Source organism: Clostridium sp. CM042 (assembly GCF_055080995.1).
Genome location: NZ_CM143646.1, coordinates 51,444 through 75,069, shown reverse-complemented (window position 1 = coordinate 75,069; position 23,626 = coordinate 51,444). Strand labels below are relative to the sequence as shown.

26 protein-coding genes are annotated in these 23,626 nt (G+C 33.3%); all 26 read right to left on the bottom strand.

Translation table 11 applies throughout. The features are described 5' to 3' along the window. Positions 1–6: 6 nt before the first annotated feature. Entirely contained in the window at positions 7–807 is an 801-nt protein-coding gene (locus ACWJJ7_RS00415) for a flagellar hook-basal body complex protein (protein WP_462963427.1), read from the bottom strand. Positions 808–850: 43 nt separating this feature from the next. Then, positions 851–1,633, bottom strand: a complete 783-nt coding sequence (locus ACWJJ7_RS00410) for a flagellar hook-basal body complex protein (protein WP_462963426.1) — start codon at positions 1,631–1,633, stop codon at positions 851–853. Further along, the gene (locus tag ACWJJ7_RS00405; protein ID WP_462963425.1) at positions 1,630–1,821 is read right to left on the bottom strand and encodes a hypothetical protein; all 192 of its coding nucleotides are present in this window, start codon (positions 1,819–1,821) and stop codon (positions 1,630–1,632) included. The genes ACWJJ7_RS00410 and ACWJJ7_RS00405 overlap by 4 nt, the downstream gene beginning before the upstream one ends. An 8-nt stretch (positions 1,822–1,829) precedes the next feature. Next, the gene (locus tag ACWJJ7_RS00400) at positions 1,830–2,267 is read right to left on the bottom strand and encodes a hypothetical protein (RefSeq protein ID WP_462963424.1); all 438 of its coding nucleotides are present in this window, start codon (positions 2,265–2,267) and stop codon (positions 1,830–1,832) included. A 17-nt stretch (positions 2,268–2,284) separates the two neighbouring features. Continuing rightward, complete coding sequence (locus tag ACWJJ7_RS00395) at positions 2,285–3,016, bottom strand: FliA/WhiG family RNA polymerase sigma factor (protein ID WP_462963423.1); 732 nt, start codon at positions 3,014–3,016, stop codon at positions 2,285–2,287. Between the two features lie 12 nt (positions 3,017–3,028). Then, complete coding sequence (locus tag ACWJJ7_RS00390; protein WP_462963422.1) at positions 3,029–3,673, bottom strand: flagellar brake protein; 645 nt, start codon at positions 3,671–3,673, stop codon at positions 3,029–3,031. A gap of 12 nt (positions 3,674–3,685) precedes the next feature. Continuing rightward, positions 3,686–4,546 (bottom strand): MinD/ParA family protein, encoded by an 861-nt coding sequence (locus tag ACWJJ7_RS00385; RefSeq protein ID WP_462963421.1) that lies wholly within the window; start codon positions 4,544–4,546, stop codon positions 3,686–3,688. Then, entirely contained in the window at positions 4,540–5,709 is a 1,170-nt protein-coding gene (gene flhF / locus ACWJJ7_RS00380; RefSeq protein WP_462963420.1) for a flagellar biosynthesis protein FlhF, read from the bottom strand. The genes ACWJJ7_RS00385 and flhF overlap by 7 nt, the downstream gene beginning before the upstream one ends. After that, positions 5,706–7,772: a flagellar biosynthesis protein FlhA gene (gene flhA / locus ACWJJ7_RS00375; RefSeq protein ID WP_462963419.1), complete on the bottom strand. Its 2,067-nt coding sequence runs from the start codon at positions 7,770–7,772 to the stop codon at positions 5,706–5,708. Before flhA ends, flhF begins: the two co-directional genes overlap by 4 nt. Positions 7,773–7,777: 5 nt before the next feature. Then, positions 7,778–9,622 carry a fused FliR family export protein/FlhB family type III secretion system protein gene (locus tag ACWJJ7_RS00370; protein WP_462963418.1) on the bottom strand — a complete coding sequence of 615 codons (1,845 nt, stop codon included), beginning with the start codon at positions 9,620–9,622 and terminating at the stop codon, positions 7,778–7,780. A gap of 11 nt (positions 9,623–9,633) precedes the next feature. Next, the gene (fliQ, locus tag ACWJJ7_RS00365) at positions 9,634–9,903 is read right to left on the bottom strand and encodes a flagellar biosynthesis protein FliQ (protein ID WP_462963417.1); all 270 of its coding nucleotides are present in this window, start codon (positions 9,901–9,903) and stop codon (positions 9,634–9,636) included. Positions 9,904–9,913: 10 nt separating this feature from the next. Continuing rightward, the gene (gene fliP, locus ACWJJ7_RS00360; RefSeq protein WP_462963416.1) at positions 9,914–10,738 is read right to left on the bottom strand and encodes a flagellar type III secretion system pore protein FliP; all 825 of its coding nucleotides are present in this window, start codon (positions 10,736–10,738) and stop codon (positions 9,914–9,916) included. Then, positions 10,722–11,090, bottom strand: a complete 369-nt coding sequence (gene fliO, locus ACWJJ7_RS00355) for a flagellar biosynthetic protein FliO (RefSeq protein ID WP_462963415.1) — start codon at positions 11,088–11,090, stop codon at positions 10,722–10,724. Before fliO ends, fliP begins: the two co-directional genes overlap by 17 nt. Before the next feature lie 8 nt (positions 11,091–11,098). Continuing rightward, a complete protein-coding gene (locus ACWJJ7_RS00350) occupies positions 11,099–11,557 on the bottom strand; it encodes a flagellar basal body-associated FliL family protein (RefSeq protein ID WP_462963414.1) in 459 nt (152 codons plus the stop codon). After that, positions 11,554–12,288, bottom strand: a complete 735-nt coding sequence (locus ACWJJ7_RS00345; RefSeq protein WP_462963413.1) for a flagellar motor protein MotB — start codon at positions 12,286–12,288, stop codon at positions 11,554–11,556. The genes ACWJJ7_RS00350 and ACWJJ7_RS00345 overlap by 4 nt, the downstream gene beginning before the upstream one ends. Then, entirely contained in the window at positions 12,281–13,099 is an 819-nt protein-coding gene (locus ACWJJ7_RS00340) for a motility protein A (protein ID WP_462963412.1), read from the bottom strand. Before ACWJJ7_RS00340 ends, ACWJJ7_RS00345 begins: the two co-directional genes overlap by 8 nt. 11 nt (positions 13,100–13,110) lie before the next feature. Further along, complete coding sequence (locus ACWJJ7_RS00335) at positions 13,111–13,302, bottom strand: flagellar FlbD family protein (RefSeq protein ID WP_462963411.1); 192 nt, start codon at positions 13,300–13,302, stop codon at positions 13,111–13,113. A gap of 111 nt (positions 13,303–13,413) precedes the next feature. Continuing rightward, positions 13,414–14,748, bottom strand: coding sequence for a flagellar hook-basal body complex protein (locus tag ACWJJ7_RS00330; RefSeq protein ID WP_462965048.1), 1,335 nt, complete (start codon positions 14,746–14,748; stop codon positions 13,414–13,416). 805 nt (positions 14,749–15,553) lie between these two features. Then, positions 15,554–16,555 (bottom strand): flagellar hook-basal body complex protein, encoded by a 1,002-nt coding sequence (locus ACWJJ7_RS00325; RefSeq protein ID WP_462963410.1) that lies wholly within the window; start codon positions 16,553–16,555, stop codon positions 15,554–15,556. A gap of 72 nt (positions 16,556–16,627) precedes the next feature. Next, positions 16,628–17,050, bottom strand: a complete 423-nt coding sequence (locus tag ACWJJ7_RS00320; RefSeq protein ID WP_462963409.1) for a TIGR02530 family flagellar biosynthesis protein — start codon at positions 17,048–17,050, stop codon at positions 16,628–16,630. Between the two features lie 33 nt (positions 17,051–17,083). Then, positions 17,084–17,758 (bottom strand): flagellar hook capping FlgD N-terminal domain-containing protein, encoded by a 675-nt coding sequence (locus tag ACWJJ7_RS00315; protein ID WP_462963408.1) that lies wholly within the window; start codon positions 17,756–17,758, stop codon positions 17,084–17,086. Positions 17,759–17,787: 29 nt separating this feature from the next. Further along, positions 17,788–20,073: a flagellar hook-length control protein FliK gene (gene fliK / locus ACWJJ7_RS00310; RefSeq protein WP_462963407.1), complete on the bottom strand. Its 2,286-nt coding sequence runs from the start codon at positions 20,071–20,073 to the stop codon at positions 17,788–17,790. Between the two features lie 17 nt (positions 20,074–20,090). Continuing rightward, positions 20,091–20,525, bottom strand: a complete 435-nt coding sequence (fliJ, locus tag ACWJJ7_RS00305) for a flagellar export protein FliJ (RefSeq protein ID WP_462963406.1) — start codon at positions 20,523–20,525, stop codon at positions 20,091–20,093. A gap of 25 nt (positions 20,526–20,550) precedes the next feature. After that, positions 20,551–21,858, bottom strand: coding sequence for a flagellar protein export ATPase FliI (gene fliI / locus ACWJJ7_RS00300; protein WP_462963405.1), 1,308 nt, complete (start codon positions 21,856–21,858; stop codon positions 20,551–20,553). A 17-nt stretch (positions 21,859–21,875) separates the two neighbouring features. After that, positions 21,876–22,628, bottom strand: a complete 753-nt coding sequence (locus tag ACWJJ7_RS00295; RefSeq protein ID WP_462963404.1) for a FliH/SctL family protein — start codon at positions 22,626–22,628, stop codon at positions 21,876–21,878. Next, the gene (fliG, locus tag ACWJJ7_RS00290; RefSeq protein WP_462963403.1) at positions 22,612–23,625 is read right to left on the bottom strand and encodes a flagellar motor switch protein FliG; all 1,014 of its coding nucleotides are present in this window, start codon (positions 23,623–23,625) and stop codon (positions 22,612–22,614) included. Before fliG ends, ACWJJ7_RS00295 begins: the two co-directional genes overlap by 17 nt. Position 23,626 lies beyond the last annotated feature (1 nt).

Sequence of the window (23,626 nt, the reverse complement as noted above, 5' to 3'; positions counted from 1 at the left end):
ATAAATTTATTTGCCCCGCAGATTATTAGCCATTTGCCACATTTCATCAGCAGTTTTTAAAGTAGTAGAGCTAAGCTGAAAAGCTCTTTGAGTTACAAGCATTTCAGTCATTTCCGTTGTAATGTCAACATTGGATAGTTCTAAGTACCCTTGCATAACAGTATAATCACGGCTTTTCACAATCTTTGTACCAGGCTTTGGAATAAACAAATTATCCCCTACAGAAATCATTGAATTATCGCCTACAGCATCTAAAACCATTAATTCTCCCACAGGCCTATTTATATTGCCATCTTTTATAGTTACAACACCTTGTGAATCCACACTAAAATTGTTTTTATCAAATTTATAAGGTCCATTCACCTTATTAATATCATTACCCTTATCATCAATTATACTTAATCTATTTCCATTTTGGTCGACTATAGTTCCACTTGCATCTGTGAGAAAATTACCTGCCCTTGTATAAGCCCTGCTATTATCCGGCTGTACCACTTCAAAATAACCGTTGCCATCTATAGCGAAATCTGTTGTTAGGGTCGTCTGTGTAAGCTGACCTTGTACATTATCCCTTATCCATTCGGATACCCGAACGCCAGTACCATTTTGAAGTATCGCTTTACCGTTCTCGCCTTTTGACACTGGATATCCCTTTCTATCAAGTGATTCATAAACAAGATCTTTGAAATTTGCATCAAGTTTTTTATACCCGTTGGTATTTACATTAGCTATATTATTTGATATAGCATCTAATTTTTCCTGTTGGGACATCATAGCACTTTGACTATTCCATAGAAGTCTTAACATTTGCGTCGCTCCTTCCTAACTACTTAATTCTCATCTAGTTGTTTTATCTTACTGTTCCTACTTCATTTACAGCTTTTCCTAAAGTCTCATCAATAGCTTGTATAACTTTTTGGTTACTTTCAAAATTCCTCGTAATTGCCATCATATTTATCATTTCGCTTGTAACATTAACATTTGATTTCTCTAGTGAATTTTGTTTAACAGTAATATTTTGATTTTGCACTGGACCCGCTGCATCAAACAAATTATCCCCAACCTTTTTAATGCTCTTATAATCTTTAAAATCCACTGTACTAAATTTATATTGGTTTACACCATTAACTGAAATATTTCCGCTATTATCTACTTGAAGTTTACCATCGCCTACAAATATGGGTTGTGCTGCATTGGTTGCTTTATTTTTACCTAAAACCTTATCTCCGCTATCCGTTACTAAATACCCAGCTCCATCAACATGAAAATCACCACTTCTGGTATAATAATTTTTAGTGGAAATACCATCATTCCTTTGTACTGTAAAAAAACCAGTTCCGTCTATTGCAAAGTCTGTAGCTTTATCCGTCGCTGTCAGAATACCTTGGTCAAAATATGTGTTTAAATCATCGATTTCACTTCCCATACTGAGTGATCCAATAGTATTCTTCGTGTTCCCACCATTTATGATTTTATCATAATTTTGTATTAACACATCATCAAATTTTTTAATAGAAAGGTTATCACTTTTAAATCCATTTGTATTCGCATTTGCTATGTTATTGGTTACAACACTTTGTTTAGCCTCTCCAGTTATGAGTCCTGTAACCGCTGTATAAAGACCTCTAATCATTTCCCCACCTCTTTATTAGTTATAATCGGCATTTCATCCGGGTAACGCATACCATATCCTCTAGCCTTTATTTCAATCTTACCTTTACTCGTTTCATAATTTATCTTTGCACCGCTTAATAAAATAGAAGCCATAATCATACCTATTCCTATTCCTATTAGAAGTTTCCTATCACTTAGAAAGTCCATTAAACTTTTTATCTTATATACAACTCCTTTATTAATAGTACTTCCCCCTTACCTAAATGCGTCATTTCTGATATTTCGTCCAAGGAATATTCCTCACTAAATAATCTTTTTATTTCCTCAACCTTTGCACTACTTCCATTATTCCTATTAATAGTAATCGGTTCTTCTATAATAATTTTGTTATTATTCTCATTTTGCTTATCTTCATAGTTTTTATGTAATATATTATTTTTTCCCATAATTTCTTTCATATCCATTAATTCACTTTGGAGTTCCAATATACTTTCAGAAAACTCTTGTCTAAGTTCCCCTAGTTTAATGTCATAATCATGAGTATTTTCTATAGCATTCCCTAGCACTCCATTAAATGACTTATTCTGCTTTTTAATAGATAACACATTTAAAATTACAAGAATTATTCCAACAAAAATTAATAAACCTGGCATATAAATCACCCCGAATTTTATACTATTTCATATTTTAGTTTTACTAAAGCTTTTCTTAAATTTATCAGTGCTCTGCTATGAAGTTGACAAACTCTTGATTCAGATACACTTAAAATATTTCCTATTTCTTTTAATGTAAGACCTTCATAATAATATAAAGTTAAAACCATTCTATCTTTTTCTTTAAGATGTTCGAGCCCCAAAGCTAAATATTCAATTTGCTCTTTTTCTTCTAAAGCTTTTTCTGGGCTTTGACTCTTTTCATCTTTAATTGTACCACTAAGTGGCATATCATCATCATCTGAAAAAATCAAATCCTCAAGTGAAACTATGGATATATAATTTATATTGTTTTCAATTTCAGCTACCTCATAAATTGTAATGCCTAATTCACTTGCTATTTCATGGCTTGAAGGTTCTCTACAAAAACGTCTCTGTAGCCGTTCAATAGCCTCATTATATCTATTAAGCTTATCCATAGCACCTTTTGATATAGGACTATTTCGCCTAAGTTCATCAATCATAGCACCTTTTATTCTTATTGATGCGTAACTTGAAAACTTCATACCTTTAGTACTATCAAATTTTCCCAGGGCATCCATAAGTCCTAGCATACCATAACTCATTAAATCTTCATATTCAACATATTTAGTTTTTCCAATTATTACTCTAGACGCAATATATTTAACTAAAGGTATATGGCTTTTCACAATTTGCTCGCGTACATCAGCTACACCCGCTATGGACATATAAACGCCTCCCTAAATTTTTTTCAGTTGTTCTCTCATAAGTTGAAATGTAAATTTAATAACTTTTTCGCGTATTGAGTTATCTAAAAATTCAAAGCTCAATCCGCAAACACATCTGCCCTCATCATCTTTTTGGATTCTCTTTGCTTTCCCCACTATAAGTATGTCTTCTTTATTAACAGTTAAGGACACCAGAATAAAATCATTAAGCTTTATTTCCTCAGTCACCTTAATTCTCATACCACCACCACTTAAATCAACTAATACAGCCTTTAAATATTCACTCTTATCCACTGTACTAGGATTAATTCTTGGATGATTCTTAATATTTTTATATTTAACGTTTCTTATTAATGATACCCTAACATATTTTCTCCTCTGAATCTTCTTAACTTCCTTAGGTTTTGATATAAGTAAAATAGGTATATTTTCAAATTTACGTCCTATAACTTGAGACTTAAATTTATAAAGATTTTCCCCTTCATAATAAATCACCTCTATAATATCGTCCTTTGACAATGGAAGATATTCACCTGAATTAATAGGAATACTAATTGCTATATATTCCTCTGTTATATCTTGTATATTGCTTTTAAAATATTTTTCATCAATTAATATTTCCAATTTCTTATTTAATTTAAAATTTACTTTAGCCACTCCCCCAACTCCTTATGAAAAAACGCTAAAAATTTTCTTAAATAACCCTTCTATCCCCATACCACTTGACTTTTCCGTCATGCCTTCAATTTTACTTGCAATATTATTTATATCCTGAGCTGCTTGAGACTTCGGATAACTTATTATCACAGGTTGTTGTGCTCTTACTGCATAATTTAATTTATTATCTTCACTAATTTTTCCTAAATATTCTAGTTTCATATCAAGAAATTTAGTAACAGCATTATTAAATTTATTGAAAGTAATATTAGCTTCATTATTATCTAACGATCTATTTACTATAACTTTCGCAGAATTCTTAATATTAAAATGCTTAACAGCCTTTAATAGACTATATGCATCCGTTAGTGACGTAGGTTCTGGTGTTGTTACTATTACTAAATCCTCACAGCAAGCAATAAAGCCCAAAACACTTTTACTTACACCTGCACCTGTGTCCATTAGTATATAATCAAGTCCTTTTAAAGCCGTAAGCTTGTTTAAAAACATATCTCTTTGAGATTGCGTCAAATCCTCAACTTTTGTAAGGGCTGAGCCACCCGGAAGAAGTTTCACCCCAAAAGGTCCAGTTATAACAACCTCCTCAATTTCTTTGCCCTTGCTAATAACATCGAATACGTTATATTTAGAATAACATCCCATTATAATATCATCATTTCCCATTCCTATATCTGCATCAAAAACCATAACTTTCTTGCTCATCTTTTGAAGTGCTATAGATAAATTTACTACTATGTTACTTTTACCTACTCCCCCTTTACCGGAAGTAACAGTTATAATTCTAGGGATTCTATGGTCCCCCTCCTCATTTCCAACTGCCATTTGTCTGAGTCTTTGTGCTTGATCTAACATACAGTCTCCTCTCCTAATATTAGACTAACAAGTTTCTCAGCGGATAACTCCTTAATATCATCTGGTACATTTTGGCCAGTTGATGCAAAACTTAGAGGTATTTTTGCAATTTCTAATATATTAAGTATAGATCCATATGTGGAAGTTTCATCTAATTTAGTGACTATTATACTATTATAATGCAAAATTTCATATCCTTCAATAATATGTTTAATATCTTTATTCTTCGTTGTAGAACTTAGCACTAAATGAATATTTTTTGTATCAGCCTTATCCACAAATGTTCGTAGCTCAGAGATTTGCATTTTATTTTTACTACTTCGTCCTGTGGTATCAATCAATATCACATCACATTCACTCATACTTTCTATAGCCTTGTCCATGTCATTCATATTATATACTACTTTAAAAGGAATGTTCATAATGTCAGCGTAAGTTTTTAGTTGCTCTACTGCACCAATTCTGTAAGTATCTACAGTAATTAATCCTACTTTTTTTTTCTGAATTAAAGCAAGTCTTCCTGCAAGTTTTGCTATGGTTGTAGTTTTACCTACACCTGTAGGCCCTACCAGCACTACTCTGCCTTCTAATTTTGCCTTAGTAACATGAATCATTTCTTTTAATACCATTTTCAATTTCTCATATTCGCTATCTTCCACTTTAATATTTTTAATTTTCATCATAATATTTTCAATATTTTCACTATCTACATCATTGTCTTGCAATATTTTTTCTATATCACTTTTATGATTAGACCCTTTAATCGTACCACTCGAGAGGTCACTAATCATAGTTTTCATCTTCATCATTTCACTCATTAAGTCTTTCGAGTAATTATCACCGTTACTAGGACTATCATCCTGAGCATCCTCATAATTCTTAGGTTGAATTTTATTTTGTTTCTGGACCTCACTAGAATAATCTTTAATTGTCTTTTCCTGCTGCACAACTTTTTTAATTGCTTCCATACCCTTTACAACATCTCTATCTTTTTCATTTTCAATAGCTGCAGTTACTTCAATAATTTTTTTAGAAAACAATCCTTTTATTCCTGGTTTCCTAATTTTTCTTTGACTTATAATTACAGCATCGCTACCTAGTTCATATCTTATTCTTGTCATGGCTTCGTTCATGTTATTAACTACGTATCGTTTTATAATCATTCTAGCGTCACTACTCCTTCCGTTTTAATCTCAACTTCATTCGGTATTTCATTAAGAGAAAGCACGCAGACGCTAGGGAATACCATTTCAATTAATCGTCTAAAAGCTGGTCTTATTTTAGGAGATACTAGTATTACTGGTTGGTTATTATGAAAATAAATTGTGCTAATATTACTTTTAATTGAATTTAATATTTTTCCTGTGGTATCAGGATCTACTGCTGGAAAAGAACCTTGTATAGATTTTTGAATGTTACTCGAAATAATATTTTCAACTTCGGGTGAAAGAGTTATAATTGTTATACACCCATTTTCGTCAACTAATCCATTACAAATACTTCTTCCCAGAGAAAAACGCACATATTCTGTTAATACTTCTGTATCCTTAGTTATTCTAGAATTATCCGCTAAGGACTCTAAAATTGTAACCATATCCTTTATAGCTACCTTTTCTTTTAATAAACTTTGAAGAACTTTTTGTACTTCACCAATAGTCATAAGATCTGGTATTAATTCCTCAACTACAGTATTATATTTTTCTTTTACAGAATCAATTAATAGTCTCGTTTCCTGCCTACCTAGAAGTTCAAACGCATGTCCCTTAATAGTTTCTGTTAAATGAGTCACCATTACAGTAGTTGGGTCTACCACTGTGAGTCCCTTGATTTCAGCATCTTCTCTTTGGTCATTATTTATCCACACCGCAGGAAGTCCAAATGTTGGTTCAATGGTGTTAATGCCTTGAATCGTAATATCTTCAGAACTTGGGTCAATACAGAGAAGCATACTTGGCATTAACTCACCGCGAATTATTACAGTTCCTCGAATCTTAACTACGTATTCATTTGTTTTAAGTTGCAAATTATCTTTAATTCTAATTGGCTGAACAACAATTCCCATCTCTATTGCACACTGCCTTCTTACCGAGGCAATTCTTTGTAATAAATCCCCTCCTGAGGCTTCATCTGCTAGTGGTATTAATCCATATCCTATTTCTATTTCCATAGGCTCCACAGATATCAGATTCATTACATTTTCTGGTTCTCTATTTTCGGTTTCGTAATTCTCTTGCTCGATGATTTCTGTTTTCATAATATTTTGATCTTTTTCGTCTTTATGCAAATAATATGCACTGGTTGCTGTAGCCACCGATAGTATAATGAAAACAAGATGAGGCATGCCTGGAATTGCAGCCATAACTAATAACACCACTGATGCTAATGCAATAACCTTTGGAAATGCAGTAAGCTGAGCTGTTACTTGACTTCCTAAATTTTTATTGCTGCCAGATCTAGTAACCAAAATACCAGAAGCAGTTGATATTAGAAGTGCCGGAATCTGGCCCACAAGACCATCACCTACTGTAAGCCTAATATAAGTGGTTGCAGCTTGTGCAATTGGCATTTTAAGCATTACAACACCTATAATTATTCCACCAAAAATATTAATTATGGTAACAATTATACCGGCTATTGCATCTCCCTTTACGAACTTGGAAGCTCCATCCATAGCTCCATAAAAACTAGCTTCATCCTGTAGCTTTATTCTTCTTTCTCTTGCCTGCTCTTCAGTTATTACACCTGCATTCAAATCAGCATCTATACTCATTTGTTTACCTGGCATAGCATCTAGTGTAAATCTAGCAGAAACTTCAGAAACTCTACCAGCACCGGCTGTAATAACTACAAACTGTATAATAATTATTATTAAGAAAATAATTATCCCAACTACATAATTACCTCCAACAACAAATTCACCAAAGGCTTCAATTATATCTCCTGCATAAGCTTCTGTTAATATTAGCCTGGTAGATGAAATATTTAGCCCTAATCTTAAAAGTGTTGTAATTAAGAGTAATGTTGGAAAAACTGAAAATTGCAAAACTTCTGTTGTAAACATTGTTAATAGCAAAATTACAACTGCTAGTGTAATATTAAGTGCAATTATTACATCAAGAAGCTTTGGTGGTAATGGAATAATTATCATTAAAATTATTCCTATTACTCCCAAAGCAACTAAAACATCCAAATTATTTTTTATGCTATATTTTGATCTTTCAGCCACGCATATCATCCCTTACTTTTTTTCTTCAGTTTAAATACCAACGCTAATATTTCTGCCACAGCTTGATACATATCCGCTGGAATTTCTGAGCCCAAATCTAATTCCTTATATATTAACCTTGCTAAAGGTTTATTTTCAATAATTGGAATATCATTTTCACTTGCAATTTCTTTTATTTTTATAGCTACATTATCTACACCAATAGCTACAACTATAGGGGCCCCTTCGCCACCTTGTTCATATTTAATAGCAACGGCTATATGAGTTGGATTTGTAATGACCACAGTAGCGTCAGGTACTTCTTGCATCATTCTACCAGATGCCATTTCTCTTTGCTTTTGCCTAATTTTCGATTTAATCTGTGGGTCCCCCTCTTGTTGTTTATATTCTTCTTTAACTTCTTGCATACTCATTTTTAACTCTTTATTATGCTTGTATTTCTGGTATGCGAAATCAATTATAGATATTACAAGCATAATTATACTAATTTTGAAAAATATAGCTACTACTAGCTCTCCAAAAGCAACTAAAACAGCCTCTATTTTAAGACTTCCGTAGTTCATTATATCCAAGTAATTACTTTTAACAAAATTATATGCTACAAATCCAATAGTAGTGACTATAGCTAAGTTCTTCACTAAATCCACCAAGGATCTTGTAGAAAAGATTTTTTTGAATCCACTTATAGGACTTAGTTTTTTTAAATCAGGTTTAAGTGGTTCGTTTGTAAATATAAACCCAGATTGCATTAAGCTTGCAACCACTCCCATTATCATAATAGGCACCACAATTGGTAAAATCACAAGTCCGAATCTTATTATAGAAACAAGAAGCACAGTTTTAAAAGTATACTCCGTAACATTAAGTATTAAATAATTCCCTAAGAAAATACTTAATATTCCTTTTAAATTGCCTAGGGTATACGCACCTAACATAATCATCAAAAGTGTTGAGGTAAAAAGCGTAAAGGTAGAAGATAATTCCTTACTCTTTGCTACTTGACCCTTTTTCTTTGAATCACTTTTCTTTTTAGGAGTAGCTTCTTCAGTTTTTTCACCACTATCTGCAGATATGATAATAAGCATGGGTATCACTCTGTAAAAAGCTTTAATTATATCTGGAATAGTGTAAAAAGAATTTACTATTAACTTTATAGCAGCTGGCAGCACTAAAACAAAGCAACTGAGTCCTACTATTATTTTTATTGGCATACCTAAAATCATTACATTTAACTGTGGTACTGTTCTTGATACTAAACCCATACTTAAATCCGTTATAATAATTATTAAAATAATTGGAATTGCTATTTTTACTCCAAGTGTGAAAAATTCTATAAAAATTTTCACCATCATCATAGCTGATTGCTGATTAAGTATAAACTTTCCAATATTAATAACGTTGAAAGAATCAATAATAGCCCTTATTAACATATGATGGCCATCTACCACAAAAAACATCACCATACTTGTCCAGTAAAGTAAACGCCCAAGCAAAGTAACGTTCTCATTAGATATAGGATCAAATATGCTCATCATAGAAAAACCAACTTGAAAATCCATAAGCTGCCCGGCCATCTGTGCTGAAAAGAAACAAAACTTTGTTATGTACCCGAGTGTTAAACCCGTGATAACCTCCGCCATAATAAACATTACTAGCGCAGTGTTATTATTAATCAAATTTACATTTTCATAATTAACACCTGGTAAAATTAGAAAAGTGAAAACAACACAAAATCCAACTTTTGCCATTGCGGGAGTAGACTTAGGAAAGAAAACAGGTATACCCATAAAGAATGCTGATATTCGCAGTAGCACCATTATAAATCCTAAATAATAAGCTGTACTAATCAATATTACTCCACCTAACCTCCCATATTAGCAATAAGTTCAAAAATTCTAGTTGTAAAACTAACTATTGTGTGAAGCATCCAACTACCCATTAATAATCCCATTACTGCTACTGCAAGTAACTTTGGTACAAATGTTAATGTTTGCTCCTGAATTTGAGTAGTTGCTTGAAATATACTTATAATTAGCCCTACTACAGTGGCTGTAAGTAGAATTGGAGCAGATACCATTATTGCAGTTTGAATAGCATCTTTTATTACAGTTAACACAATACTCTCGGTCATTTAATTCACCTCAACTAAAACTCATAATCAATGATTTCACCAATAAATTCCACCCATCAACCATAATGAATAGCAATAATTTAAATGGTAAAGAAATCATAACTGGTGGCAGCATCATCATTCCCATAGCCATAAGAATACTACCCGTAACAATATCTATTATAATAAAAGGTATAAATAACAAAAATCCCATTTCAAAAGCTCGCCTTAGTTCACTAATTATAAAAGAAGGTACCACTGCATATAGGGGCACTTTATCATAGGTGAGTTTTGGCTTTCCATCTTTCATTACTACATTACCTTTTGCATCAATTTCATTTTTAACAGTATCTTCTAATTTTCCTACCTCTAAAAAGAGTTTTAAGTCCTTGGCTCTGGTCTGTTTTAACATAAAATCTCTCATGGGCCTCGTCCCCTTATCAATTGCAACCTGTTGAGTTATTTTATTATTCAAATAAGGGGTTAAAGCATCGCTATTAATCTTCTGAAATGTTGGCGCCATTGTAAAAAATGTTAAAAATAGTGCAAGTCCAATTATGACCTCTTTTGGTATTGCCTGCTGAATTCCAATAGCACTTTTAAACAGGGATAGCACTATAATAATTCTTACAAAGCTAGTAGTCATTATAATAATTGACGGCAGTAGAGTAAGTACTGTAAGAAGCATTAATAATTTAATATTGTCAACGTATTCAGTTGGCGTATTTGCATTATCAACTGAAATATTAATTTTAGGTATTGGCAGTGGCGCCGCATTTACAACTTTTAATGTAACAATCCCCATTATTACCATAACCAAAGCAAAAATAAACAAGTTTTTATTTTTTCTTTTCATCTTTAACACCCTTTTTTATAATATGTTTTTTAAATAATTCCTTCATGTCTTCATATTGAGGTATCTCTTTACTATTCTCAATGGTAATAATTTCTTCCCCAGGTAATTCAAATAAAATATTAATTCCCTTTGAACTAGAAGATACCGCATATGCTTTTTCACCAATTTTCACAACTATAATGCTATTTTCCTTAGACAGCGCAACCCTGTCTAACACTTTCATATATCTACCATCTTGCAATTTTTGAAGTTTATTACCACCGTATTTTAATGATGCATATATTAGAAGTAATATCACAGGTAAAAATAATATAATTTTTAAAATCAATATCCAAAATTCTCCATCTATCATTTTATCACCTACTGTACTAAAATATCATTAAAATATATATGAGAAATTTTCCCTTTAGTTAAAATTGGATTTATGTTAGCAATTAGCTGACCCTTTATAGTATCAAGACCTGTAGCACTAAAATCTGTAGTTTTTTTTGCTCTCAAAGTCGTATTGACTATATCCCTAATAACGGGCTTTTTTATTTCTAGTTCTGCAGTTAAATCCTTATTCTCTTCATACCCAATAACAACCTTCACCTTTAGATACCGCTTTCCATCCTCGTCCATTAGATTTACTAAGAATTCCTCTAATGGATAAGTGATCTCATTAATTTCCTTAGCTTTAGCTGACTTATCCGTGGCGCTTGTACTTTTTTTATCCATAAAATACATGGTTCCAAAGGCAGCGCCTCCAACTACAACTAATAATAGCAAAAGTATAATGACAATTTTAAAAGTATTTCCTTTTTTAGGGTTATCACTCATTTTTTAATGTCCTCCTTTTTATTTGCAACAATTAAAATATTTACTCTTCTATTTAAGGCTCTGTTTGCATCGCTATTATTGGGTACACTAGGTTGATATTCAGCGCAGGCAACGGATTTAAATCGTTCAGGATGAGTTTGTCCTTTAATAGAAACAAAATACTCAAGTACATTCAAAGCTCTAGCAGAAGATAATTGCCAATTATTTTTATATTCATAATTACTAATTGGTATGTTATCTGTATGCCCCTCTATTACTATATCATTTGGTAGTGTAGATAGTAGAGCATTTATTGAATTTAGTACTGGTTTAATCTTATCTATAATTTCTGCTTTTCCACTTTCAAATATAATGTTTTCCCTAAGTTGAATTATAACTCCTCTACTGTCCGATTTTATTGATACAGTGTCCTCTAGTTTTTTCTCTTTTATTAAACTTTCAACCTTTTTATAAATATCTTCTGTATTATTACTAGGTGTTGTAGTTGGTACTGGTTCACCAACTAATGGGACTTCTCCATTTTTTACATTGAAATCTAATATACTTTTTCCAGTTTCACCTGTGAGTACTGATTGAAGGGAAGACGCAATTTGTTTAAACTTTGCCGCATCAACTGTTGAAAATGAATATAATAAGACGAAGAAAGTTAGAAGAAGTGTCATTGTATCCGAAAAAGTAGCAATCCAAGCATCTGTTCGCATCTCCTCGCCACCACTTTTTTTTCTAGACATTATCCTTCACCCCAGCTTCTTTATCTTTGTCTTGATCTTTAATAAATTTAGCTCTGTCATCTGGTGATAAGTAAGAGGTTAATTTTTCTTCAACAATTCTCGGATTTACTCCAGATTGAATTGAAAGTATTCCCTCAAGCATCATTTCCCTATTATTTACTTCTATGCTAGATTTATAATTTAAATTTTGTGCCATAGGAATTAATACTAAGTTTGCAAGTAATGCACCATAAAATGTAGTTATTAATGCTTTTCCCATACCAGAAGCTAATGCTGATGAATCACTTAAATTTGCAAGCATTTGAATAAGCCCTATAAGGGTACCAATCATACCAAAGGCCGGTGCATAAGCTGCCCAAGCTTTTAACATATTCGCACCATCAGTATGACGCCTCTCCATTTCCCCTATTTCTAGTTCCATAATTTCCTTTATTGTTTCAGGTTCAAGACCATCAACTACCATTTGAAGTCCTTTTTTTAAAAACTCGTTTGTTAATTGTACCATCTCATCTTCAAGAGATAAAAGTCCTTCCCTTCTTGCTTTTTTAGATAAATTTGTAAAGCTATTAATAATCTCTGTACTAGACATTGTACTTTCTTTAAAAGATTGTACAAGAACCTTCATTACTTTCTTCATCGCCGAAATAGGGTAAGCTATAAGTAGTGCCGCAAATGATCCCCCTATTGTGATTAGGATTGAAGCGAAATCATAAAATACTTTTAAATTAGTTGCACCAGCTGACATACCCCATCCAATCAAAACAACTCCTATTACGATTCCAATACTTGTCAAACTATCATGTTTCTTCATGCCATTGCCTCCTAAAACTCCCCAGTAAATATCTTCTTTTTATACTTTAGTATTCGATCAATTACCACCTCTGTACTCTCAAGCACAATGTACCGCTTACCATTTATTAAAGTTATTAATGTTTCTGGTACTTTTTCAATTTTTTCAATAATATCAGCGTTTAAGATAAATTCTTGTTTATTTAAACCTGTAAGTTCTATCATACAACCTCCTATGGTATGGTATATTATGTATTATAAACTTATAAACTTAAAAAATTTGGTAAGTCCCAAATACTATAGTATTTGAGACCTATTACAAATTTTATTTCTATACTATCTCTTTAGATTTATTAACTCCTGTAATATTTCATCTCCTGTGGTAATCGACTTACCAGATGCCTGGAAGGCCCTTTGAGCAATTATCATATCTGTAAACTGCTCCGATAAATCAACATTTGACATTTCGAGCATTCCTTGAAGCATATTCCCGTATCCTTCGCTATTGTCGGTAGCAGCACCAGTTCCTGTCCTTACTACTGCATCTCCAGCATTTGATGAATTTTCATATAAATTTCCTCCAACTTTTGTTAAACCAGCTGGATTCTTAAATGTCGATGTTGCAATTTGCCCAAGAACTGCCACTTTACCACCCTCTAAAACAGCTATAATTGATCCATCCTTCTCTATTGAAAAAGTATCAATTTTTGAGATTCTTGTTGACGCCTCAGTATAAGTAATAGTACCATCAGAATTAACAATTCTAGCTTCTGGAAGAGTAACTTGAATTTCATTTGGTATAACAAGAGGAACTAGTTTTCGTTCTGTATTTAAGCTTGAGCCGTTTGCATCAACAAATTTCATCAAGGGGTTACCATTATTATCATAATCTATACTTGCATTTTTACCATCATTTACCGCATATCCTAATACTCTTAATCCATCGGAATTTAATAAGTTACCGCTCCTATCTAAAGTTAAAGCACCATCTCTTGTGTAAGATAAACCAACTCCGTTAGTATTATTACTTACAGAATAATCATAGTTTAAATCTACACCTTTTGTATCTGTATTTAAAGGTATGGTCGCAGCTTTAGCTGCAGCTATTGCTCTTACAGCTGTTGCATCAGCTGTTCTTAACGCTGCTTCAAAAGGTACAGCCGCTGCTGCAGTATTAGTTTTAGCAGTATCCGCAATATCCTTAGCCGCAGTTGCCTCAATCACAGCTTCTTTTGCTACTTTATCAGCTGCATCTGCAGCTGTTGACGCATCTGCGGCTTTTGTAGCAGCACCATCAGCAGTGGTATTAGCAATATCAGCAGCAGTCTTAACAGTATCAGCAGCAGTCTTCGCAGCATCAGTAATAGCCTTAGCATCAGCATCAATCTTAGCAGCAGCAGTAGCTTTTTTAGCAGTATCAGCAGTAATACCCTTAGCAGTATCAGCCTCAGTCTTAGCAGTATCAGCAAGAACCTTAGCATCATCAGCATCTTTCGCAATCTTAGTAGTATCAACAACATCCTTAGCAGCATCCGCCGCAACCTTAATTAACTCTGCATTACCGGGATCCTCATCTAGCGCTTCTTTAGCAGCTTTTTCTGCGACTTCAGCAGCTTCTTTATCCGCATCAGCTTTTTCTGCAGCAGTCGCAGCTTTTTCTGCAGCAGTCATCGCAGCAGTTGCCACAACTGCTGCAGCCGCATCAGCTGCAGTAGCAGTTGCTGCGACTGCTGCCGTAGCATCAGCTTTATTAGTAGCTTCAGTTGCAGCTTTTGCTGCAGCTGTTGCCACAATTGCCGCAGCTTTAGCAGCCTCAGCAGCTATTATCGCTTTGCTAGCCGCAGTAGTATTTGCATAATTCGCAGAAGCCTTGGTAGTAACTGCCGCCGCAGCAACAGCTTTAGCAGTAGCAAGGGTACTAATAGCAGCTTTAGCAGTAGCTGCTGCAACAGCTGCTGCATTAATAGCAGGGTCAGCCGCCAATTTTGCAGCAGCAGCATTATTGATAGCTAGAGCTGCAGCTGCATCAGCAGCAGTTATAACTGTTGTAGTCGTTGCTGATCCTTTAGGTGTTTCACCTTTAGCAACCATTAAATAGCCTTCGCCATCCATAGCAACATCTAGATTCCTAGATGTTGGTTGCATCGCTCCCTGAGCCATCATAGTATCTATTCCAGAAACTTGTACTCCAAGACCTATTTGTCTTGAATTAACTCCACCTTGGTTTGCTCCAGGAGCTGTAGATCCAGCAATGCTTTGACTTACCATATCTTGAAATCTAACTCTCGAACTTTTAAAAGATGTAGTTCCTGCATTAGCAATATTATTTCCTAAAACATCCAACTTCACCTGATTTACCTTCAACCCACTAATCCCAGAATAAAATGACCTTAACATAATAATACCTCCACTTTTTTATTTATTTCAATATAATTTATCTGTAATTATAATTTTTTGTTTAAGCCTTTCTGTTTTATTATCTCTTTAAACCTATTAAATCCTGTAACATTTCATCTCCTGTTGTAATTGACTTACCCGATGCCTGAAAGGCCCTTTGAGCAATTATCATATCTGTAAACTGCTCAGATAAATCAACATTTGACATTTCGAGCATTCCCGAAAACACCACTCCGTATCCTGCGCTATTGTCAGTACCAGCTGCAGTTCCAACACCTGATCTTACTACTGCATCTCCAGAGTTTAATGTCTCTTGAAATAAATTACCCCCAACTTTCGAGAGTCCAGCTGAATTCTTAAAAGACGCTGTTGCAATTTGACCAATGACTGCCACTTTACCATCTTCTAAAACAGCTTTTATTTGGCCATCCTTTTCTATTGAATAAGATGAGATTCTTGAACCTCCAATTTTATCTGGTATAACAAGAGGGATTAGTGTTGCACTTGGTTTTAAATTTCCGCTATTTGCATCAACAAACTTTGAAATAGACTTCCCACCACTATAAGTTAAACTTGAATTTGTGCTGTCACTAACAGAATATCCTAGTACCCTTAATCCGTCTGAATTTAATAAATTACCCGCTTCATCTAAAGTTAATGCACCATCTCTTGTGTAAGATAATTTCATTTCACCAGGAGCAGTTACTGTATGTTTCGCTCGGTCTACCTTGGCACCACCAGCATTTGTAGTAGGTACTGATCCACCAGCCACCATTAAATACCCCTCGCCATCAATAGCAACATCTAGCTTTCTAGATGTTGGCTGCATCGCTCCCTGCTCTACCATAGTATCTATCCCCGAAACTTGCACTCCAAGGCCTATTTGTTTTGAGTTAACTCCACCTTGACTTGCTCCCGGAGCTGTAGACCCAGCAATACTTTGACTTACCATATCTTCAAATCTGACTCTTGAACTTTTAAAAGCTGTAGTTCCTACATTAGCTATATTATTTCCTAAAACATCTAGCTTCACCTGATTTACTTTCAATCCACTTACCCCAGCATCAAATGATCTTAACATAATAATACCTCCATTTTTTTATCACTTTGCTTCTGTCATTCCACAAAGTTAAGCTCCCTAATAAGGTCCGGCTTATATCATAACTACACTATCTATATTGGTTATTACTTTTCCTTTACTTTCATTTTTGTCTATTGCGGTGATTACAGTCCGATTTTTGATACTTGTAATCAAAGCCATATCCTTGTATAATAACAAAGCTTGTTTTGATCCTTTACTGTCCGCCACATTTATTCCCTCATTAATTTTTTTCATGTCATCATCTTTGATATCAATATTGCGACTATTAAGCCTTTGCGCTGCATGAGCTGATATGGTGAACCCTTGTTCTTTTATAATTTGTTTATCTAAAATTTTGTTAAATGAACTTTTATCCTTACTATAATTTGTTTGTTCCTTATTAACTTTACCTTTTTCATTTTGTGGCCCTACATTTGAATACTCAGTAAAGTCACTAGTTGAATATAGTTTACCATTTACTACTCTATAAGACATTTTTAACATCACCTTACCATCTTAATTACTCTTTTATCCAACTTTTGCAATGTCATCATAGTTTATATCCTTAGTAACTTCTACATCATCTTCTTGATAAGTTATAGTTAGATTAATCCCATTTAGAGTTTTAGACACACTTTTAACAGTTCCTGAATATACCTCACCATCGTCTAATTTCACCGTCTCAACTTTTTTACTCATTAAGTTAATAGCAGCGGAAAATGCTGTATTGTTATTTAAATAATCCGATTTAGCACCCGATATATCTATAACATCTGATAAAGTGTCAGCCGGGAAATTTTTCATAGTACCATCTACTAATTGTACTGACATATATGTTGTACCTGAATCTTTATAAACTGCTTTGACTGTGCCCCCATATTGAACTCCTTTTGTATCATAACTATCAAACGCTACCACCTTACCAACTAATGCAGTAGAACCTGAAAAAGTCATAGTGCCATTTATATTGGACATCTGTTCTAGTGACGCGAATTGTGCCATTTGAGCTACAAATTCTGTACCATCCTTAGCACTGGTTGGGTCCTGGTGGCTAAGTTCTGCAGAAAGTATCTTCAAAAAAGAATTTTGGTCCATCTCTTGACCTTTCTTTACAATTTTAGTTCCTCTGTCAGTTGCTCTGGCCGTGGTATAGGTTTCACCTGATTTAATTGCAGGTGATGATATTGCTTCATCTGTAGGCATATTTATCACTCCTCAACACTAAATTATTTTTAAACAAATTTATTCACCTGGTTTTCTTCTATAAAATTGTTATTTCCTGTTGAAATATCTCCGTCTACTTCTAAATCCTTATTCGTTTTTGAGTTATTATTTCGTCTACCATCATTATTTTTCTTACTAGAATCTTTACTAAAAAATGTTGAATCCTCATACACATTTATATCTAAGCTCTGGATTTTAATATCCATACTTTTTAACCTATCACAAATATCCTGAACATTTTGATTTAGCAAATTATAAGTTTCCTTATTTTGAGCAGATATATTGGCCTTCATGATTCCACTTTCCATAGTAATCTTAATTGTTATTTCTCCAAGCTCCTTAGGATTCATTTTCACTATTAAATCCTTAATATTGTTAATTTCCATAAATTTTATAGTTTTAATTACATCCACTTCAAAATTATTTTTATTAATTGTTATGTTAGGTGCTTGTACTTTAGTTGTGTCTACATTCTTTACAGCTTCAAATTGGTTCATAAAATTAACTACCTTTGAAATTTTAGTTTCTTCCTTATCTTTACCTAGCAAATTATCAAGAAATTTTTCCTCAAATGGTCTACTTTCCGAAAATTCATCGCCCTGCTCAGTATTATCCGAACTCTGCAATTGGTTTATAGGAACAATCCCGGATGTATTCTTTATGCTTTGCTTTGTCAGTACATTATCTTTAATTGATTTATCCTCACTATTTCCAGTAAAAACTTGGTAATTAGGAACTTTTAATGATTTTGAATCTTCTTTTAAACTTTCAACTTCAGTAGCTAGTTTTTGTAATACATCAAGTACTTTTGGCAAAGTTCCGTTATTACCTTCTGATTTTTCACTAAAATTCACTATTTCACTAAGGTTATTTTTTAGCAAAGTTTCGGCTAGCGGTGTTAATTTCTTTACTCCTAATAATTGTTCTAAGTTAATTGAATTAACTTCATTTTTAGTAGCGTCTACACTTTGAAACACTGAACTCAAAGATTTTAGTACCTGCTGTATTTGGGCCACTTTTTCGATAGATTTACCTTCACCTACCAATTCTTTTGACGATTTCACAGTGTTTTTCTTTAGTTCATCAATAGCTACTTCTACAAAATCTATTATCTTCTCTTTTAACTTGCTATTATCGTATGCGCTATTCAAATTCTCTGTGAGACTGCCTTCTACTGTGGGATTTTCATCAACTACTTTTAATAAGCTTAAATCTCCCTTTACCTCAGGAACTTCAGTAATTAGTTGTTGCACTACATCGACTATTTGAGGAGAAGGCTCGTTATTGTCGTATGCGTTGTTCAAATTCTCTGCGGTATTTACTTCCACTGTGGGATTTTCATCAACTACTTTTAATAAACTTAAATCTCCCTTTACCTCAGAAACTTTAGTAGTTAGTTTTTGTAATACATCAAATATTTGAGTCCTAGTCTCGTTATTTCCTTTTGAGTTTCCTAGCAAAGTAACTATTTCATTAAGATTGTTTTTCAATATGGGTTTTGCCATCGGTACTAATTTTTCTATTCCTGTTAATTGTTCTTCGCCTATCAATTCTTTTGACGATTTCACAGTGTTTTGTTTCAGTGTATCAATATCTACCTCTACAAAATTTATTATATTCTCTTTTAACTTGTTATTATCATAAAGGTTGTTCAAACCCTTCACATTACTGCTTTCAACTGTGAGGTTTTCATTAACTTCATTTGGTATTTTTATTTTTTCCCTATCTTCACCAATCAAATTTCCAAGAAATTTTTCTACAAATGGACTATCTAAGGTAACAGTTTTGATACCCGGAGCTTTTAATAAGCTTAAATCTCCCTTTATCTCAGAAACTTTAGTAGTTAGTTTTTGCAGCATATCAAGTATTTGATGAGAAGTCTCATTATTCCCCTCTGAATTTCCTAGCAAAGTAACTATTTCACTAAGATTGTTCTTTAATGCTTTTCTGGTTTCAGGTGACAATTTCCCTATTCCTGTTAATTGTTCTTCGCTAATTTGTTCTAGATTAATGGAATTAAGTTCATATTTAATAGCCGGAACTTTGTAATCACTTTTAATCATAAGATTCAAAGATTGTAATATTTGCTGAATTTGCAATACTTCCTCGGTAGATTTATCGTTATCTACCAGCTCTTTTGACGATTTTTCAGTATTTTGTTTTAATGCATCAATAACTATATCTGCGAAATTCATTATTTTTAACTTACTATTATCGCATACATTGTTCAAATCCTGGTATTCATTGTATTTTTTAGATGTAGCAGAATTCATTACATTAACATTTACGTTCATCTTTTTCACCTCCCTTCCTAACGGTTATTTCTAATAAAAGCATAAAGTGCAAACTCATCATTAGTCTTTTGTTCTATTGAATTTTGTTCTTTTAAAAAAGCACTCTTCTGATTTTCTTTTAAAATTTCAACAGTCTTCTTTTCAACTTGGCAGTGTTTCAATTCTTGTCTATTTTGCTCTAGTATCTCTTCTTTATCTTCTAGAGCTACTGCAGTTTCATCAATGGAGAGATTTAAAGCATTTAAATAATTTTGTTTGATTTTCTGCTGAACAACTGATTCATATGAATCTATATTTCTATGGATTTTATATTTTTCTTTTAGTTTATTTAGCTCATCTTCTACAATGTTTTTTTCACTTTGCGCTTTTTTAAATTTAAATTTACTTTTATCTTCAACATCTTTTCTAATATCAAGAAGCTTTTGCAGTCTAAACTTGTACCCTTGGGCCAATTTAAAAACTCCTCCCTAAGAAACTTTAATTAAACATATTTTTTAGCATATCCAAACTGCCTTTAAATTCTGTACTCTCATTTACCCCCTGTTTTAAATAGGAATCGATGCTATCATTATACTTAATTGCATTGTCAATTTTTTTACTGCTACCTTTTACATAGGCACCAATATTTATTAAATCCTCAGAATCCTTATAAGTTGCCATCAAATCCCTTGCTAAAGATGCCGCTTGTTTATGTTCTACTGTAGTAATTTCAGACATTAATCTACTAACGCTACTTAGAACATCAATAGCTGGATAATGGTTTTTTGAAGCGAGCGTTCTAGATAAAACTATATGTCCATCAAGTATGCCTCTAACAGCATCTGCTATTGGTTCATTAAAATCATCACCATCTACAAGCACTGTATAGAAGGCTGTAATAGAACCTTTATCTGACATTCCGCTACGTTCCATTAATCTCGGTAACATTGCAAACACTGATGGTGTATATCCTTTAGTAGCTGGCGGCTCGCCTATAGCTAGTCCAATTTCTCGTTGTGCCATTGCAAATCTTGTTACTGAATCCATCATTAATATTACTTTTTTTCCTTGATCTCTAAAGTATTCTGCAATAGCTGTAGCTGTAAATGCACCCTTTAATCTTACTAGGGCTGGTTTATCAGAGGTTGCACATACTATAATTGATTTTTTTAGTCCCTCTTCCCCTAAATCCTTTTCTATAAAATCCCTTACTTCTCTTCCTCTTTCTCCAATAAGTGCAATAACATTTACATCTGCTTTTGCTTCTCTTGCAAGCATTCCAAGTGTGGTACTCTTTCCTACTCCACTACCTGCAAAGATGCCAATTCTTTGACCTTCTCCGCAGGTTAAAAAACCATCAATTGCCCTAATACCAGTAGGTAAAACTTCTGTTATCCTCCGCCTTTTTAAAGGATCTGGTGGAGACGCATTCAAAGAATAAGTTGTATATTTACTAATTTCGCAACCATTCAATGGGTTGCCTAGTCCATCTAGGACCATTCCAAACAATTCATCAGAGCATTTAACGTTTAGTGGACTTCCAGTTGGTACCACTCTACATCCTTGTGCTATACCCACTAGTTCCCCGAGAGGCATTAGAATTACATCTTTATCTCTAAATCCAACAACTTCACAAGAAATCTGCTCATTTGATTTATTATAAATTTTACAAACTTCGCCAACAAAGGCCGTTATTCCTTGAACTTCAATGGTAAGTCCTATAACATTCTTTACCACACCTTCGGAATAGGTGTAATTAATATCAGGAATTTTATTAATTAAATACTCAAAATTTAGAGCTATCATAATAGTGCTCGCCCCTTCTATGTTTGTATTTGTTCTTCCTGAAACATTTCTAATATTTTTTCTATGCCATAAGATATGCTTACAATGCTTTTACCTGTTTCTTTTTCAATAACAGCTGTTCCGTCATCTAAAAAATTATCCTCTATTACAAATATATCTCCTTGAAAAGCGAGCTTACTTTTAAAGTTTTCAATTTGGCTCTTTATCGTATCAAAATGAGAACTATTACTTTTTATAATATATAGTTTTATGTTTCTCTCAGATTTTAGAGTATTGAAAATCATTTCATTTAAGGCATCGGTTTCCTTTACTTCTTTTTTTAATATGCTCTCAGCTATAGTTACAACTAAGTCTTTTATATGTTTCTCTTTCTCTATTAAATACCCATCATACTCACTTTTCGCTGCATTTAATATGGAATCAGCCTTAGCTCTCACTTTTGTTGCCTCATCCATTGCGCCACTAATAGCCTCGTTATAAGCATTATCATAACCTTCCTTTTGTCCCTGTTCTAGTCCCTCATTAAATGCCTGTGTTTTTATATCTTGCGCTTCTACATAAGCTTTTGAAATAATTTTTTCGCTTTCTCTCCCTGCGTTTTCTAACATATTCCCAACAACATTTTCATAGCTTTCCATGTTAGGTTTATTAATACCCGGATTTTCATCCATAATTGCTACCTTGGATGCTTCACTTAAGTGAGTACTTATTTCTCTATTTCCCTGGTTTATGACCATTGCATTTTTTATGACATTAATTGATGATCGCATCTTCACCACCCCTTGAAAGTACAATTTCACCTGCTTCATCTAAACGTCTCAAAACACTAACAATTTTTTGTTGTGCTTTTTCAACATCCATAAGTCTAACTGGTCCAAGGAACTCCATGTCTTCTTTTAAAGCTACTGCTGCTCTCTTAGATTGGTTTTTGAATATAGAATTTGCAACTTCTTCTGAACATCCCTTTAATGCAAGAGATAAATCCTTAGCATCTAATTCTCTTAAAATCCTTTGTATTGAAACATCATCCAATGTGACAATATTTTCAAATACAAACATAGATTCCTTAACCTTTTCTGCGAGTTCCCCATCTTCTCTTTCAAGGCCCTCTGTAATATTCTTTTCTGTAGTTCTATCTACTTGATTTAAAATATCCACTAGTGATTCAATTCCACCAACCACATTACTATCTGTTCTAATAACAGAAGATAATTTTCCATCTAGGACTTTTTCAATTTCTTTAATAACCATAGGCGAAATACTACTCATAGTTGCGATTCTAAAAGCTACTTCGCTTTGTAGTTCCAGAGGCAGTTCCGCCATTATCTGAGCAGCCTTATCTGATTGCATGTAACACATAATAAGTGCTATTGTTTGTGGATGTTCATTAGCTATAACATTTAAAAGTTGATGTGCCTCTGCTTTCCTTGCAATGGAGAATGGCCTATATCGTTGTGTTTCTTCCATGACCTTGTCCAATATCTCCTTGGCCCTCTGGCTTCCAAGTGCTTTTGAAAGCAGACTCCTTGCATAATCAACTCCACCTTCTAAAAGAAAATCCTTAGCTTTATTCATTTCCATAAATTCGTCTAGAATTACTTGTCTTTGATCAGATTTAACTGAAGTTATATTAGCAATTTCATATGTTATCCTTTGAATATCCTTTTCTGGTAATTTTTTTATTATACCAGATGATGCGTCCGGACCTAAAGTTATAAATAATATAGCTGCCTTTTGAATCCCCGTAAGTTTTTCACCTTTAGACACT

Bases quoted from the DNA above. Each gene is read 5' to 3' on its own strand.
- fliI (WP_462963405.1), bottom strand. From the start codon at position 21,858: ATGATAGCTCTAAATTTTGAGTATTTAATTAATAAAATTCCTGATATT.
- ACWJJ7_RS00335 (WP_462963411.1), bottom strand. From the start codon at position 13,302: ATGATAGAACTTACAGGTTTAAATAAACAAGAATTTATCTTAAACGCT.
- ACWJJ7_RS00395 (WP_462963423.1), bottom strand. From the start codon at position 3,016: ATGTCCATAGCGGGTGTAGCTGATGTACGCGAGCAAATTGTGAAAAGC.
- ACWJJ7_RS00405 (WP_462963425.1), bottom strand. From the start codon at position 1,821: ATGGACTTTCTAAGTGATAGGAAACTTCTAATAGGAATAGGAATAGGT.
- ACWJJ7_RS00385 (WP_462963421.1), bottom strand. From the start codon at position 4,546: ATGTTAGATCAAGCACAAAGACTCAGACAAATGGCAGTTGGAAATGAG.
- flhF (WP_462963420.1), bottom strand. From the start codon at position 5,709: ATGATTATAAAACGATACGTAGTTAATAACATGAACGAAGCCATGACA.
- ACWJJ7_RS00410 (WP_462963426.1), bottom strand. From the start codon at position 1,633: ATGATTAGAGGTCTTTATACAGCGGTTACAGGACTCATAACTGGAGAG.
- ACWJJ7_RS00340 (WP_462963412.1), bottom strand. From the start codon at position 13,099: ATGAAGAAACATGATAGTTTGACAAGTATTGGAATCGTAATAGGAGTT.
- ACWJJ7_RS00350 (WP_462963414.1), bottom strand. From the start codon at position 11,557: ATGAGTGATAACCCTAAAAAAGGAAATACTTTTAAAATTGTCATTATA.
- ACWJJ7_RS00330 (WP_462965048.1), bottom strand. From the start codon at position 14,748: ATGACTGCTGCAGAAAAAGCTGCGACTGCTGCAGAAAAAGCTGATGCG.
- ACWJJ7_RS00415 (WP_462963427.1), bottom strand. From the start codon at position 807: ATGTTAAGACTTCTATGGAATAGTCAAAGTGCTATGATGTCCCAACAG.
- fliO (WP_462963415.1), bottom strand. From the start codon at position 11,090: ATGATAGATGGAGAATTTTGGATATTGATTTTAAAAATTATATTATTT.
- fliQ (WP_462963417.1), bottom strand. From the start codon at position 9,903: ATGACCGAGAGTATTGTGTTAACTGTAATAAAAGATGCTATTCAAACT.
- ACWJJ7_RS00345 (WP_462963413.1), bottom strand. From the start codon at position 12,288: ATGTCTAGAAAAAAAAGTGGTGGCGAGGAGATGCGAACAGATGCTTGG.
- ACWJJ7_RS00400 (WP_462963424.1), bottom strand. From the start codon at position 2,267: ATGCCAGGTTTATTAATTTTTGTTGGAATAATTCTTGTAATTTTAAAT.
- fliP (WP_462963416.1), bottom strand. From the start codon at position 10,738: ATGAAAAGAAAAAATAAAAACTTGTTTATTTTTGCTTTGGTTATGGTA.
- fliK (WP_462963407.1), bottom strand. From the start codon at position 20,073: ATGAACGTAAATGTTAATGTAATGAATTCTGCTACATCTAAAAAATAC.
- ACWJJ7_RS00315 (WP_462963408.1), bottom strand. From the start codon at position 17,758: ATGCCTACAGATGAAGCAATATCATCACCTGCAATTAAATCAGGTGAA.
- ACWJJ7_RS00320 (WP_462963409.1), bottom strand. From the start codon at position 17,050: ATGTCTTATAGAGTAGTAAATGGTAAACTATATTCAACTAGTGACTTT.
- ACWJJ7_RS00295 (WP_462963404.1), bottom strand. From the start codon at position 22,628: ATGCGATCATCAATTAATGTCATAAAAAATGCAATGGTCATAAACCAG.
- ACWJJ7_RS00325 (WP_462963410.1), bottom strand. From the start codon at position 16,555: ATGTTAAGATCATTTGATGCTGGGGTAAGTGGATTGAAAGTAAATCAG.